Annotated in this window: 17 protein-coding genes; 7 read left to right on the top strand and 10 right to left on the bottom strand. The window is 63.6% G+C overall.

The window, feature by feature from the left end:
- Window position 1: 1 nt before the first annotated feature.
- Window positions 2–517 carry a hypothetical protein gene (locus ACH46_RS20095; protein WP_062394606.1) on the bottom strand — a complete coding sequence of 172 codons (516 nt, stop codon included), beginning with the start codon at window positions 515–517 and terminating at the stop codon, window positions 2–4.
- Window positions 518–678: 161 nt separating this feature from the next.
- On the opposite strand from ACH46_RS20095, the gene ACH46_RS20090 reads away from it, so the two are divergent.
- Window positions 679–2,070 (top strand): IS1380 family transposase, encoded by a 1,392-nt coding sequence (locus ACH46_RS20090; protein ID WP_062393282.1) that lies wholly within the window; start codon window positions 679–681, stop codon window positions 2,068–2,070.
- Window positions 2,071–3,132: 1,062 nt separating this feature from the next.
- Here the strand turns inward: ACH46_RS20090 and ACH46_RS21400 are convergent.
- From ACH46_RS21400 to ACH46_RS20080, 3 genes are all read right to left on the bottom strand, one after another.
- Window positions 3,133–4,098, bottom strand: a complete 966-nt coding sequence (locus ACH46_RS21400; RefSeq protein WP_157851112.1) for a hypothetical protein — start codon at window positions 4,096–4,098, stop codon at window positions 3,133–3,135.
- 227 nt (window positions 4,099–4,325) lie between these two features.
- Entirely contained in the window at window positions 4,326–5,732 is a 1,407-nt protein-coding gene (locus ACH46_RS20085; protein ID WP_062394604.1) for an ApeA N-terminal domain 1-containing protein, read from the bottom strand.
- Between the two features lie 270 nt (window positions 5,733–6,002).
- Window positions 6,003–6,248 (bottom strand): hypothetical protein, encoded by a 246-nt coding sequence (locus ACH46_RS20080; RefSeq protein WP_157851111.1) that lies wholly within the window; start codon window positions 6,246–6,248, stop codon window positions 6,003–6,005.
- A 173-nt stretch (window positions 6,249–6,421) separates the two neighbouring features.
- Here ACH46_RS20080 and ACH46_RS20075 point away from each other — a divergent pair, with 173 nt between their 5' ends.
- Window positions 6,422–7,369: an aldo/keto reductase gene (locus ACH46_RS20075; RefSeq protein WP_062394601.1), complete on the top strand. Its 948-nt coding sequence runs from the start codon at window positions 6,422–6,424 to the stop codon at window positions 7,367–7,369.
- A gap of 15 nt (window positions 7,370–7,384) precedes the next feature.
- Here the strand turns inward: ACH46_RS20075 and ACH46_RS20070 are convergent, their stop codons facing one another.
- Entirely contained in the window at window positions 7,385–7,645 is a 261-nt protein-coding gene (locus ACH46_RS20070; protein WP_062394599.1) for a hypothetical protein, read from the bottom strand.
- 99 nt (window positions 7,646–7,744) lie between these two features.
- Complete coding sequence (locus ACH46_RS20065; protein ID WP_062394597.1) at window positions 7,745–8,128, bottom strand: DoxX family protein; 384 nt, start codon at window positions 8,126–8,128, stop codon at window positions 7,745–7,747.
- 79 nt (window positions 8,129–8,207) lie between these two features.
- Between ACH46_RS20065 and ACH46_RS20060 the strand changes: the two genes are divergently transcribed.
- Window positions 8,208–9,092, top strand: coding sequence for a sigma-70 family RNA polymerase sigma factor (locus tag ACH46_RS20060; protein WP_062394595.1), 885 nt, complete (start codon window positions 8,208–8,210; stop codon window positions 9,090–9,092).
- Between the two features lie 19 nt (window positions 9,093–9,111).
- Here ACH46_RS20060 and ACH46_RS20055 read toward each other — a convergent pair whose 3' ends face one another.
- From ACH46_RS20055 to ACH46_RS20045, 3 genes are all read right to left on the bottom strand, one after another.
- Window positions 9,112–9,336, bottom strand: a complete 225-nt coding sequence (locus ACH46_RS20055) for a hypothetical protein (protein ID WP_062394594.1) — start codon at window positions 9,334–9,336, stop codon at window positions 9,112–9,114.
- Between the two features lie 62 nt (window positions 9,337–9,398).
- Complete coding sequence (locus ACH46_RS20050; RefSeq protein ID WP_062394592.1) at window positions 9,399–9,878, bottom strand: hypothetical protein; 480 nt, start codon at window positions 9,876–9,878, stop codon at window positions 9,399–9,401.
- A 136-nt stretch (window positions 9,879–10,014) separates the two neighbouring features.
- On the bottom strand, window positions 10,015–10,467 hold the full coding sequence (locus ACH46_RS20045; RefSeq protein ID WP_062394590.1) for an Lrp/AsnC family transcriptional regulator: 453 nt from the start codon (window positions 10,465–10,467) through the stop codon (window positions 10,015–10,017).
- A 63-nt stretch (window positions 10,468–10,530) separates the two neighbouring features.
- Here ACH46_RS20045 and ACH46_RS20040 point away from each other — a divergent pair, with 63 nt between their 5' ends.
- The 4 genes from ACH46_RS20040 (at window position 10,531) to ACH46_RS20025 (ending at window position 13,130) form a co-directional block, all read left to right on the top strand.
- Window positions 10,531–11,259, top strand: coding sequence for an AzlC family ABC transporter permease (locus ACH46_RS20040; protein ID WP_082399837.1), 729 nt, complete (start codon window positions 10,531–10,533; stop codon window positions 11,257–11,259).
- Window positions 11,252–11,581 carry a branched-chain amino acid transporter permease gene (locus ACH46_RS20035; RefSeq protein ID WP_062394589.1) on the top strand — a complete coding sequence of 110 codons (330 nt, stop codon included), beginning with the start codon at window positions 11,252–11,254 and terminating at the stop codon, window positions 11,579–11,581. Before ACH46_RS20040 ends, ACH46_RS20035 begins: the two co-directional genes overlap by 8 nt.
- 104 nt (window positions 11,582–11,685) lie before the next feature.
- Complete coding sequence (locus tag ACH46_RS20030; protein ID WP_062394587.1) at window positions 11,686–12,219, top strand: VOC family protein; 534 nt, start codon at window positions 11,686–11,688, stop codon at window positions 12,217–12,219.
- Window positions 12,220–12,239: 20 nt separating this feature from the next.
- Window positions 12,240–13,130 carry an oxidoreductase gene (locus ACH46_RS20025; protein WP_062394585.1) on the top strand — a complete coding sequence of 297 codons (891 nt, stop codon included), beginning with the start codon at window positions 12,240–12,242 and terminating at the stop codon, window positions 13,128–13,130.
- 18 nt (window positions 13,131–13,148) lie between these two features.
- Here the strand turns inward: ACH46_RS20025 and ACH46_RS20020 are convergent, their stop codons facing one another.
- The gene (locus tag ACH46_RS20020) at window positions 13,149–13,949 is read right to left on the bottom strand and encodes an SDR family NAD(P)-dependent oxidoreductase (RefSeq protein WP_062394584.1); all 801 of its coding nucleotides are present in this window, start codon (window positions 13,947–13,949) and stop codon (window positions 13,149–13,151) included.
- Window positions 13,950–14,015: the final 66 nt, after the last annotated feature.

Raw genomic sequence — 14,015 nt, 5'->3', positions numbered from 1 at the left:
CTTACTCCTTGACTTCCAGGACCTTGGCATAATTGCCGCCCAGGCTGACGGTGTCTACACTCTGGCCTGGATATAGTTTATTCTTACTTATGAGTATGTACTCCCGCCCATATCCATTGGATATATCTACTCGATAGAGGTGCCATCCCGCAATCAGTAGTAGCGGTTGCACATAGATTAGATCTGTCTGGATGATTACCAGGATAAGGACCGCTGCGAGGAGTGCATACGCAACAATATCCAGCCATCCCGAGACCGTTAAGATGACGAAAGGAAGAAGGTACGTGACCAGGTACGCGGGGATCTGATCCGTCTGGTCCTCCACTGCTGCCAGAGTCTGGGTGTTGGTTCCGAGTCCCTTGCGTGCGTGCATGAACCCGATGAGGCTCACCACTGAGATTAGCGCTATGCCAGCGAGAATCACCGACACAAGGCACTGTGCGGACCAGACTCGGATCGCCAGGATGGCCAGGAGCGGCGTCATCGACGCCGCAAGTAGGCGGATGCGTGTCATCATCCTGTACCTCCGGCCATCTGGTGATATTAGTGCCTCATTAGCCTCGAAATTTCATCACTGAATTCGCCTGACGTGCGGATTTCATGAAGAAAGGTGCTCTGACCTGCAATAATTGTTGTTGCGAAACTCCAATTACATGCAAGGCGAGGAGCACCTTTCTGGTGAAGAACTCTACCGTGTTCTACCCGCAGATTCAGGCCACCGCCGACGGCGGCGGGATCCTCACCCACGGCGGCACCGTCCTGGCCACCCGCACCGCCGAACTCTCTGGCCTCACCGACGCGCTACGGACCGCTCTCGCACCGTGGCGTAAACCCCTCGCCACGCACGATCCAGCGAAGATCCTGTTGGATCTGGCCACCAGCTTGATCGTCGGCGGTGACTGTTTGGCCGACATCAGCATGCTCCGCGGTCGCCCCGACGTGTTCGGTCTGGTGGCTTCCGATCCGACGGTCTCACGCCTGATCACCACCCTGGCCGCCGATCCCGAGCGGGCGGTGAATGCGATCCGGACTGCTCGCGCCACTGCCCGCCAGCAGGTGTGGTCCCTGGCTGGTGATCAGGCACCCGATCATGGACGATCGGCGAAGAAGCCGTTGATCATCGACATCGATGCGACGTTGGTGACCGCCCACTCAGACAAGGAGCAGGCGAAACCAACCTATAAGCGGGGCTTCGGGTTTCATCCTTTGATGGCATTCATCGACCACGGACCCGACGGGACTGGTGAGGCCGCCGCGGCGATCCTGCGGCCCGGCAATGCGGGTTCCAATACCGCCGCCGACCACATCACGCTGACGAAGAAGATTCTCGATCAGGTCCCGGGCGCCGGGTCTCGGCCGGGCCGCTCGATCTTGATCCGCACCGACTCGGCCGGCGGCACTCACGACTTCGTCGCCTTCCTGAACCGTCGACGCTTGTCGTATTCGGTCGGCTTCCCGTTGAACGAGACGATCGGTGACCTCATCGACCAGTTGCCGAAGCAGGCGTGGACTCCGGCCTACGACCCGGATGGTGAACCCCGCAAGAATGCTGATGTTGCCGAACTGACCGGTGTCCTGGACCTGGCGGGGTGGCCGGCCGGAATGCGCGTCATCGTTCGCCGTGAGAAGCCGCATCCGGGTGCTCAACTGCGGATCACCGACCGCAATGGGTGGCGCTTGATCGCGTTCGCCACCAACACCACCGGCGGTCAGCTTGCCGATCTGGAGGTCCGCCATCGGCGGCGGGCTCGCTGCGAGGACCGTATTCGGATCGCGAAAGATACTGGCCTGACTAACCTTCCGCTGAAAGGGTTCGCGCAGAATCAGATCTGGCTCGCCCTGGTCGAGGTGGCGTGCGATCTGCTCGCCTGGACCCAAATGCTGGCATTGGCCGGTACCGCCGCCCGCCTGTGGGAACCCAAGAAACTGCGCATGCGACTGTTTGCGACCGCGGCCCGTCTGACCCGTCACGCCCGACAACTCCGGCTTCGGTACGACCGGCAGCATCCGTGGAGTGGCCTGCTCGCTGCCGGTCTCGATCAGCTGACCGCCTACCCGGCACCCGGCTGACGCGACCGCCGGGCCCTGACTTCACGAGATGACAGAACTTGCACTTCCGGTGATGTGGAACCCGGACGCACCGACGCTCGGCGGCCTTGTCGTACCCGACAGGCATAATCAGCCCGCAGCCCTCAATCCGAAACCGCACAGGCCAGGACATCACCCCGATGAAATTTCGAGGTTAGGCTACGGTAACGCCGAGCGGCGACGCCCGGTGGGCGATCATTGTCTCTTGCGTCCCGGATCGCAACAGGGATTTTAGCCTGGCCGGCGTCAACGCGGCGCACCCAGTTACACAGGTTCCGGGGTTGATATCGAGTTGCTTGGCGATCCGAGCCAACGCGCCGCGCGCGGTCTCTGGATCCTCGCGGGGTGTCGATGACCATGCAATTGGCACGGTCACGCAGCCTTTTCGGGTGCCTCGATGGGGCGAGACATGACACAATTGTCTCTTCCGGTAAATCCTGTCTCCATCAAGCCTGAGACGCTTACGGCGTCGCTGGCAGCCACCGGAAGTCCGCAGAGGGTGATCCAGGCGAGGTTCCAGGGGATGAACCCGCACCTCGCCGATGTCTCGCCAGCGCGGGCAATTCGAAGGCTGCCACCCGGTGCTGGTTTCGCAAGAGAGCTCGAAGTGGCTATCAGAGCGATGGCGTACGGAGTCGACGGCTGATCCATTGCCGAGAATTTTCGGCCGTCTTCTATTGCGCGGTGGAACACGCTCCCGATGAGGTGGTCGAGACTCGCCGGTCGGAAGCCATCGTCGCACGTTCGCGAGCGAGTTAGTCCTCGATATTGCGGGAGACCTCGAGTGTTCTCACGAACACGACCATCTCACCTCAAGCGAAAACAACCGTCTTGGATATCAGACCTACGAGGCCGTCTTCGCTGGCGATCGGCTACCCGGAATCGATCTGGGCGACACTCCGTCCAACGCCCTGTCAGGCCGATCAAATTGACGTCCTCAGATTAACAGATACGGCAGTCTCCACGTGAGTCAGGCTTCTCCTCAGTTAGATTCTCGTCGATGGTCACAGATACGGTTCTTTTCAATCGGAGAACATCGCCGACTTATTTAGCATGTTTGACATGCCCCAGCGCCAGGCCTACCACAACGCCCGTAATAACACCCACCGCCACAGTACCGAGGCGAGAAGGTGTGCCTACAGTAATCTCCTTATTCATCGGAACAGAATTAGATTCCTGCACCGCATTATTTCCTCGCTGAGGCTTGTCGTCCAGAACGACAAACTGGGCACCAGCAAGGTCTCGACCAGAAGCGCTGGCCACAAACATAGACTGCAGTGCAAGCCATAACAATGCAACCACTGCAAGCGTTGGCAACGACCCGTTCTCGTTGACTTCCTTATCGCTGGCAGACTCAAGAATCGCCCACGATGAAACCGGAGCAACCGCAACGAAGAGTATCAGAAGATCTGCCTTAGCCTTTTCTCGGCGTCCGCGCACGGTCTTATGTACTGTTGCGCACGCTGCGAGTAAAAGAATGAATACTATGATCGCATTTGCAAAGATGATCGTCCGGAGGGCGCTAGTGTCGACTCCTTTTATTTCGGCGGATCCGACGAGCCCAACAAGAACGGTTGCAGACGCATTTAACGCAACAATCAATGGTGGTCGTAGCATCATCCAGGAGGCTCTCCGTCCTGTAATGCGGGAAACATGGGTAGTCGACATGGAAACAAGCGCTAAAGCGGCAAAAGCAATGAAAGAAATTACCGAAGCTGGGAACCAGTCGGAATGGATGAAATTGGTTGTGAAAGCGGCTGTGATGGATGCTGCGGCAATCGTAGAGACCCCCCAGGTTAATGCACGAATTGGCCCGCGGCCTTTGGCCTGCAAGTTCGGAAATGTAGATCCCAATAGTCTGTCATTAATTAATTGGGTCAGGGGCTGTATTTTACCTTGGTCGGGAGAGACTGGGATGTACGTTACAGATCCATCTGATACGGAGATTATCTCGCTTGTTGAAAGGAGGTCATTCTCGCTGACCCTGACTGTATCGTGTTGGCTGGCCATAGGTTCCTCATTGGTTGTGTGTTCGGTAGTGTATCCAGGCGTTCGGGTCGAACGTTAATGTCGCGAGACCTTGCTCTGTGGGGCTTATCTCAGCGGTCGGTTCATCAGGGCCTAGTCTCTTGGTTCAAGATCTGGCCACCTACTATGGCGGAACGGGTGTTGGCAGAAAGCGGGGGGCCGAGGCCGGCGCGATGTGCCGCACCTGTGACGCGCCGGATTAGTCGTCACTACCGGAGAGAATGTGCGTTGAACGACCCGCCGAGGAGGTGCAGGTACTCGGCTCGGACAAGCGGGTGCAAGTTGTTGACAGTTTCGAGAAGTTGAAACACGTCGTAGGTCGAGGTGCCGTGTGAGAGACCATTCCGCACCTTGACTAGAGCTTCGATAACGTTGTTTGCTTCGCTTGTCGCGATGGTCTCGCGGATGAGCGTAGACTGGTCCAGTTTGGCTCGTACGTTGAGCTCGCTGTGCAATTTGAAGTAGTGGCTTAGTGCTTCGCTGAGGGTTGGTTGCGCGAAGCGCGGAATCCGTTTGGCCAGTTTCCATTCCTGAGACGTCAGTTCGCCGTTGTCTTTCATGGTCTTGAGCTTGTCGAGCAGCGAGTCCCGCTCCGCTGTGTGCTTCTCCTGCTGTGCGTCGAACTCGGACCGGTGGTCGAACCCATAGCTTGCTTCGAGCCACTGCAGCAGTAGGAGGAGCCGGCCTTGGGGATGCTGGTCGTTTCCGAGAGCGACCGTGTTGTATCCGACGATCAGCGGGTGCCCTGCATTACGTAGGTTGTTCAATAACGTCAGTACTTGAGGTAGCGAGAAGTCCTTGTCTGAGGCAGTGAAGGCGAGGATGTCCGATGACTCCTTCATGCAGTAATAGGGCTCCTGCGATACCGGGCTGGCGAAGATTGCCGCAGTGACCTTGCCGTCGCTGGTAGCGAGGCGTACGAGAGTTGGCTTCTCGTGTGCACCAGTCGCAACGGAGATCAGTGTGACCAGCGGGAGGCACCACTGGCGAAGCCATGTCGTCGCGTCCATCGGGGTAGACGAGGTGAACTCGATCCAAGGGGTGAAACGTACCGAAAGGATGAACGGGTCGATGATGCTGCGGTATCCGTAGGAGAAGGTCGCCGACATCTGCTCACCGCGCCACTCCCGCTTCATCGTGGTTGTGGTGATTCCGAACTCACGTGGAGCGCCGCCCGACACAATGCGACTGTCGATCGGAGTAAGACCGCTGAACCGCTCGATCTGTGTGACTTGAGTCGTCATCGACGTGAACGCGACGTCGTCCGGCAACTCGACATTGCTGACGAGTGCGACAGCGCCAGCGATGCGGGTGCGTTCGGTGAACTCGGCGGTGAGGCGGACATCGAAGAAGGTCACGTGCTTCATCTGGCTGTCGATGTACCCGCGCACGACGGGAACGTTGCTGCTCGAGGGGTAGCTCCGCGCGTAGCGCCCAGGCTGACTGGGGATCGCGCCGTCGAACAACTCTGTACGCGCGTAGCCAATTGGTGGACGCCCCGCACGCAGTTCGACGTACCCGCGCACTTGCTGACCGTCGATGGTCCACTCGCAGTCGTATTCCCCCGGCTCGATCGATCCGCGGTCACGTATCAGCTTGATCTCGTCTTCGGCCACAGCATTCATCGTCCCACGCGGCAGTGACACATCCTCTGGGCACGACACGGATTGGTCACGTGTTACGTCACTGTGATGAAGCGATGAGAGGGCTCCTCAACGAGGTTGTGGAGAAGGGCGTGGATGGAATGAGCTCTGAGGGAGGATTTTCTGACAGGCTGGCGCGGAATCGTTCACTGACACATGATGGAAACCTGCAGGTAGCGCGTCCGTCGACTGACAAACCTCAGCGGAACCTACATCAAGCGGTCTCGCGACCCGCCTCGACGCCTATCGGCTGACAGCGTCCTCGTCCATGTTCACCGACTCGGCGTCGTCCGGAGCCAGTGCGCTGTCGCCCCGCGCCTCGGTGATCCGACCGATCACAAGCAACTCGGCAGCAATCAGGCCGAGGAGTACGGCTACGAGGATGTCGTCGCCCCCGGTCAGGATGACTGCCGCAGTCAGTGCGATCGTCGCCGCCAACAGCAGAAGCGCGATCGTCACGTTCTTGCGCTGTCGATCCATTGGGCTCATTTCCCCACCGTCCGTTCAGTCCTCCGCGCCGAGTGTAGGCCGATCGGACGACTTGTAGCAAATAAGATTTGCTGAGATGGCGGTGGTGCGTCGGCTGTGAAACTCTCGGAGCGGCATGTGCGTCCTCGCTGTCAACTACGCTTCCTGCGACGGCTGGATGCGGAGGAGAACCGATGAAGACTGTGCCTTTCGGCGGTGCGACGGCGCCCAACATCATCGCGGGCATGATGCGGATCGCCGACAAGAGTGACGATGAGATTCGCGCTCTGTACGACGCGGCGCGGGAGGCGGGGATCGACTTCTTCGACCACGCCGACCTGTACGGCTTCAACCATCCGGGCGGCGGCGTCCACCACTGCGAGCGGCGCTTTCGGGAAGCGCTGAACCTCAGCGGTACGGAGCGGTCGGAGATCACGCTGCAGAGCAAATGCGGAATCATCGCGCCCAAGGTCTTCCACTACGACAACTCGTACGAGCACATCGTCTCGTCGGTGGAGGGCTCGCTCACTGCGCTGGGAACCGACTACCTCGACATCCTGCTGCTGCACCGCCCTGACGCGCTCGTGGAACCGGCGGAGGTGGCGCGCGCCTTCGACGACCTCGAAGCAGCGGGCAAGGTGCGACAGTTCGGCGTCTCCAATCACACGCCTCGGCAGATCGACCTGCTGAAAACCGCTGTGCGGCAGCCGATCATCGTCAATCAGGTCCAGCTCTCGCTGACGCATGCGCCGATCTTCACGCAGGGACTCGCGTCGAACATGATCGGCTACGACGACTCGGTGACCCGCGACGGTGGCGGCGTCGTCGACTACTCCCGTCTGCACGGGATCACGCTGCAGGCGTGGTCGCCGTTTCAGAAGGGCTTCTTCGACGGCGTCTTCTTCGATTCTCCGGACCACCCGGAGCTGAACGCCGAACTCGATCGGCTGGCGGCGAAGTACGACGTCACTCCGACGGCGATCGCGACCGCGTGGATCACAAGGCACCCCGCCGGATTCCAGGTGGTGCTGGGCACCACCTCGCCGCAGCGCATCGCGGACGCGGCTGCCGGGTCGGACCTGGTGCTGACTCGGCCCGAGTGGTATGCCCTGTTCTCGGCGGCAGGGCACACGCTGCCCTGACGTCGGAGAAGTCGGTCAGGCCGCGCGGTGCAGACCGCCGGCGCGCTTGAGCGGCGCGACCTCGGAGGCGGCGTCGATGCTCCGCGGAGTGCAGTCGAGGCTGAGTCCGCGATCGGCGATCCGCCCTATGGTCAGCAACTCGATGGCAACCATCGTCGCGAGAACTGCGAGGAGGATGCTGCTGCCGCCCGTGGCGACCACGGCCGCTGCCAGGGCGACCGTCGCGATCAACACCAGAAACAAGACCTTGACGTGCTTACGCGCCTTGTCTGCCATCACAAATCCCCACCGTCGACGTTCCCGTTCCTGAAGGAAGTGTAAGCCGAACGCTCGACATTCAGCAAACAAAATTTGCTGAATGTCGGAACGTGTGGCTCAGGCGAACGGAGCGAGATCGAAGCGGCCCCACGCGATGAACGCGAACAGCGCGATGAAGGCCATGTCGCCGACCATCGATCCCCATTCACTGCAGCGGAGGCGCGTCGTCGCCGCGCCGCTCATGAACAGCATGAGCCCGCACGCTGCGAGCGGCACGAGGACCGGGGCGATGTCGCCGATGGCGGGCACGACCAGCCCGAGGGCTCCGGTCGTCTTGATTGCGCCGACCGCCTTCAGCTTTCCGGGGCCGAAGTCGTCGACCCAGTGCTGACTGGTCGCGAGCGACCGGTACTTCTCGATCGGCATCGTCATCTGGGCGATGCCGCCGATTGTGAACGCGCCGGCGAGCACCGACGTGAGGATCCAGAGAGTGGTGTTCATGAGTACCTCCTGCGTGGTTACGTCGATTCGAGGTGAACCGTCATGACTGATGACGAAGTGGATCGACGAGAGGTAACAGATGTCTCACCAGGACGACGTCACCGCCGCCTTCCACGCGGAACGGCCCCGGTTGACGGCGATCGCCCATCGAATGCTCGGTTCTCGCGCCGACGCCGAGGATGCCGTCCAGGAGGCATGGATTCGGTTGTCTCGCAGTGACACCGACGTCATCACCAACCTGCCCGGGTGGCTGACTACCGTGGTCAGTCGGATCTGCATCGATGGGATTCGGTCGGGGGCGGCGCGACGCGAATCGCTGCTCGCGGTCGACGATGGCGATCCGGCCTTCGTGATCACCGCCGACGAGGATCTCCCCGAGGACGCCGCGGTGATGGCGGACAACGTCGGGGCGGCGCTGCTGGTGGTGCTGGAGACGCTCCGACCCGACGAGCGGTTGGCGTTCGTCCTCCACGACACATTCGCGGTGCCGTTCGCCGAGATCGCGACGATCCTGGAACGGACGCCCGACGCCGCGAAGATGTTGGCGAGCCGAGCGCGACGCAAGGTTCGCGGCGCCGCCCCGCCGGTGGAGACCCGACGACAGCAGCGGGAGGTGGTCGATGCCTTTCTCGACACCTCACGAACGGGCGACTTCGAGCGGCTCCTGGACATCCTGGACCCCGACGTCCGGTGGCGGAGGATCACCGCGCGCGGGGACGTCGTGGGCGCCGGCGCCGATCAGGTCGTCGATGCGGTCCGCCGGGGACATCGAGCCAACGCAGTGGCGGCCCGAGTCTCCGTCGACGGCCGACCGGGAATCATCTCGTGGAGCCGCAGCGGGAAGCCGCTCGGCATCATGGTCTGCTCCATCGCCGACGGTCGGCTGGTCGCGATCACCTCGCTCGTCGACCAGAAGCGTCTGGCGCAGATGGATCTGCCGGACGCGCCGGAGGGCGATCGGTGATGATCGCGGGGTGTCCCGGCTACTGCTCGTCGGCGGTCTCGCGGCGCCGCACATCGCCCAGCCAGGCGAGAGCCGACCCCACGACCACCAGTACGACGTCGGCGGTCAGCGCGCCGCCGAATCCGCTCGGTATCCACGACACCAGACCGCGGTTGGAATGGTCGACCAGGACGCGGATCGCGCCCTGAATCCCGATGACGAAGAGCGCGACGCCCACGATCTGAACTGTGACCCACTTGCCCATGCGATTCCCTCGATCGTCGGTCGGGCGAAGTATATCGGCGACCGCCGACATCGAGGGATCGGCTACGAGGCCCTCTGGACGACCTGCTCCCGGTCGCGCGGACGGAAGTGGACGTCGGTGCCGTGCACGGCGAGACGCTCGGCGAGGTCGCCGTAGATCAGGTCGAGGAGCTGCTCGGCGTCCCTCGAGGTCAGGGTGACGCCGTCGGCGACGCCGGTGACGGCGATGTCCGCGAGCAGGCCGGCGAGCGTGTCGACCGTGCCGGGGTGGACCAGACTGGGCACTCGGGCACCGGGCTGCCAGCCGGGACGGATCCGCCGGTAGCGGTCGTAGGCCTCGCTGACGCTGGAGGCGACGAGGACGTCGAGATCGACGAAGACGTCGTCGGACGCCGTCGCCGTGCGTTTCTGTGCGTCGAGCAGCGTCGCGGCCCGGACTCGCTTCGATCCGCGGCTGCCGACGTCGGTCAACTCCACCCAGCGGGCGGAGTCGGGTCCGTCGGGGTACTCGATGGCGATGCGAAGTGACGGTGCGGCAGTCATATCAGGGCCTCCTGCTCGATCATGATCTGAGTCTGCGGGGCTGCCCGGGCGGGGACAACTGTTCTCATCACACTGGATGAAAGCATTGTCGGAGGCGTCCGATCCCGCTCAGTGGCCCGTCATTCTCGATGCGGACTCAGCCCTTGACCAGACGCATAGTCTGATGCGACAGCAGTCGGTTCACCGCGGGCAGCCGTGACAGCACGCCGACGGCGAGGGCCTCGTACGCTTCCGGGTCGGCGACCTGAACGCGAAGGTAGTAGTCGGGCTGACCGAACATCCGGCGGATCTCGGTGACCTCCGGGACTCGGGTGGCGGCGGTCTCGAAGTCTTCGATGGTCTCGCCGTCGTTCACGGCGATGTCGATGGCGACGATCACCTCGAATCCGCGTCCGCCGTTCTTCGGGTCGATCACGGCGCGGTAGCCACGGATCACGCCGTCGCGCTCCATCCGCTGCACGCGCCGCAGGCACGGTGCGGGCGTCAGGCCGACGCGGCGAGCGAGTTCGGTGTTGCTCAGACGACCGCCGTTCTCGAGTTCGGCAATGATTGCCCGATCCAGATCATCAATCGTCGGTTTATTGCGCATATGGAGATTCTAGCGGCGGGAAGTGGCAACCCAAGCGTGAGCGATCTTTCCTAGCATTGCTGCATGACCACGACCGATGTCGAGACCGCAGTCCTCGACGATCGCGACACCCGCAGCGAGGTGGCTGCTGGGTGGCGGATCGTCCTTCCCGCGTGTGCCGCCGTGATTCCGCTGGGACTGGCGCTCGGCGTGCTGGTGGTGAAGTCGGGTCTGCCGTGGTGGCTCGGACCGGTGCTCGCCGCGGTGGTCTACGCGGGCTCGCTGGAGTTCCTCCTCGTCGGAATGCTCGCCGCGGCAGCCCCGTTCGCGCAGATCGCGGTCAGCAGCCTGCTGGTGAACTTCCGTCACGTGTTCTATGCGTTGACCTTTCCGCTGCACCGGGTCACCGGCCGCGGATGGAAGGCGTACAGCACCTTCTCGCTGACCGACGAAGCCTACGCGTTGACTGCGAACCCGGAGTCGGCGACCTGGTCGCGTGCGCGGATCATCAGCATTCAGGCCACGTTTCACGCCGCGTGGGTCGGCCTGGTCGCGCTGGGCGCCGGCCTGGGAACGCTGATCCCGTCGAGCGTCGTCGGACTGGACTTCGCGGTCACCGCACTGTTCCTGGTCCTGGGGATGGAGGCCTACAAGGTTCGACGGTCGGTGCCGATCCCGATCCTCGCCCTCGGGTGCGCGCTCGTCGCCGGCGTCGTCTCGAAAGAGAACATGCTGGTGATCGCGATGGGCCTGTTCGTCGCGGCGCTGGTCGGCACCCACCTCGTCACGATGCGGAGGAACCGCGATGCATGACCCGACCTACATTCTCGTCGCCGTCCTGATCTCGGCGTCGATCACGTGGCTGCTGCGTGCGCTGCCGTTCGCGATGCTCGCGCCGCTGCGCGACAGCCGCCCGCTGGCCGTCCTCGGCGACCGCATGCCCGTCGGCATCATGGTCATCCTCGCCGCCTACACGCTCCGCGACACCGAGCCGTCGTCTTTCGCGTCCATCGGGCCGGTGGTGGTCGCTCTCGCGGTGACGATCGGTCTGCACCTGTGGCGCGGCAGCATGACGCTGAGCATCTTCTCCGGGACTGCGCTGTACGTCCTGATGGCGTCGATGATCGCGGCCTGATCCCGCGGGAATCCCACCCACGCGGACAGCGTTGTGCGTTCTGCGGGCGCGGCAGTGAAGATGGTCAGCAGCCCGAACCCCTATCTCCCAGGAGCACAACTGAAATGTCCATCCGCAGCCTCAACCACGCGGTGCTGTACGTGTCCGACGTCGACCGCAGCGTCGAGTTCTACACGCAGGTCCTCGGCTTCGTGAAGCTCCCCGTCGACTTCCCGGGCGCGGCGTTCCTCCGCGGCGCGAACTCGGCCAACGACCATGACCTCGGCCTGTTCCAGGCGGCGTCGACGCGGCCGTCGAACCGGGCCGTCGGGCTGTACCACCTGGCATGGGAGGTGGAGACCCTCGCCGACATGGTGACGGTGGGGGAGAAGATGTCCGCGGCCGGCGCACTGACCGGCGCAGCCAACCACGCCGCGACCAAGGCGCTGTACGGGCAAGATCCGGACGGCATCGAGTTCGAGGTGACGTGGCTGGTGCCCGACGAGTTCGTCGCCGACGAGCTGGTCCCGGGCGTCCCGCCGACCCGGCCGCTGGATCTGCAGGCCGAGATCGACAAGTACGGGGCCACCACGCCGGGCGGGCCGCGAACCGACCTGTCCATCTACGCGACGCTGATGGGCGAAGCAGACGCCGACTGAGAAGTGTACGAATGATGGGTATGGCACATGACGAGATGAAGTGGACAGCGGCCGATCTCCCGTCCTTCGAGGGCAAGACCGTCGTGGTGACCGGAGCCAACAGCGGGCTGGGTCAGGTGGCGGCACGACAACTGTCCGAGGCCGGGGCGAGAGTCGTTCTCGCCGTACGCGAGCCGACCCGCGGCAGAGCGGCCGCTACGGCTATCCGCGGTGAGACCGAGGTGCGGCAGCTCGACCTCGCAGACCTCGCCTCCATCCGGGCCTTCGCCGACGCCTGGACCGGCGACCTGGACATCCTCATCAACAATGCCGGCGTCATGAACGTGTCGCAGGGGCGCACCGCAGACGGGTTCGAGACCCAGTTCGGCACCAACCACCTCGGGCACTTCGCCCTGACGAACCTGCTGCTGCCGCATGTGCGCGACCGCGTCGTCACGATGAGTTCGATCATGCATCGCGGCGGAACCATCGAGCTCAGCGACCTGAACTGGGAGCGACGCACCTACAGCCGCGGCGGAGCGTACGCGCAGTCGAAACTGGCGAACCTGCTGTTCGCGCTGGAACTGCAGCGACGACTCACCGCGGCGGGCTCGACCGTCCGGTCGCTCGCCGCGCACCCCGGCTACTCGGCGACCAACCTGCAGACCCGCACCGGCAACCCCCTGTTCGACGCCGCCGGCCGCGTCGGCAACAAGGTGATCGCGCAGTCGGCCGAGGCGGGGGCCTGGCCCGCGCTGTTCGCCGCGAGCCAGGACCTGCCTGGCGGTGCGTACGTCGGCCCCGACCAGATGCGCGAGATGCGTGGCCACCCGGCCCTCGCCGGACGGTCGGCCAGGGCCTCCGACCTCGGGCTCGCCGAGAAGCTGTGGGCCGCGTCGGAGGACCTGACCGGAGTGTCGTTCGGGCTCTGACCCGTCAGGACTCGCCCGTCAGAAGTGGGTGCCGCCGTCGATCCGGACCTCGGTGCCGGTGATGAACGCGCCGTCAGAGCTGGCGAGCATCGCGACCACACCGGCCACCGTCTCCGGTCCGGCGAAGCCCTGGCCGAGGGCCGGAGCGAGCTTGGCGAACAGCATCATGTCGGCGTCCTCGGGGAGACCGGGACCCACGCTCTGGCCGCTGCGACCGCTGCCGTCGGTCATGCCGGACGAGATGGAACCCGGCTGAACGGCCGTGAACCGGACGCCCTGCTTGGCGTACTCCGCGGCCAGCGCGTGGGTCATCGACTGGATGGCGCCCTTCGACGCGGCGTACGCGGCCATGTACGGGTGCGCGAACATCGCCGAGGTGGAACTGAAGTTCACCACGGCGGCGTCGTCGGCGGCGATGAGGGCGGGCAGCGCTTCCCGGATCATCAAGAACGTGCCGAAGAGGTTCACCCGGACGACGCGTTCGAAGTCGGCGAGTGAGGTCTCGTGCGTGTGCGACGACCGCAGGATCCCCGCCGCGTTGACCAGCACGTCCAGGCCGCCGAGCGTCTCGACAGCCGAGGCGACCCCGGCCTTCACCGAGTCCTCGTCGCCGATGTCGACGATCAGGGTGGTGAGGCGGTCGCCGACGTCGCCGGCCTTCGCGACGGTGTCGGCGAGCCCGGCGTCACTGATGTCGGCGGCAACGACGCGGCCGCCCTCGGCGAGCATGCGCAGCGCGGTGGCCTGGCCGATGCCGGAGCCCGCCCCGGTGACGACGCAGCGGCGGTCGGCGTAGCGAGCGGGAACGATCGAGGTCATGCGGTCTCCTGTGAGCAGGTTCGGTGTCCTCTCCGCACGCTACGGCCGAAGAGGAACCGACTCGGG

It is taken from the genome of Gordonia phthalatica, assembly GCF_001305675.1.
In the GTDB taxonomy this organism is placed as follows: domain Bacteria; phylum Actinomycetota; class Actinomycetes; order Mycobacteriales; family Mycobacteriaceae; genus Gordonia; species Gordonia phthalatica.
This window is presented reverse-complemented; position numbering and strand designations above follow the sequence as displayed.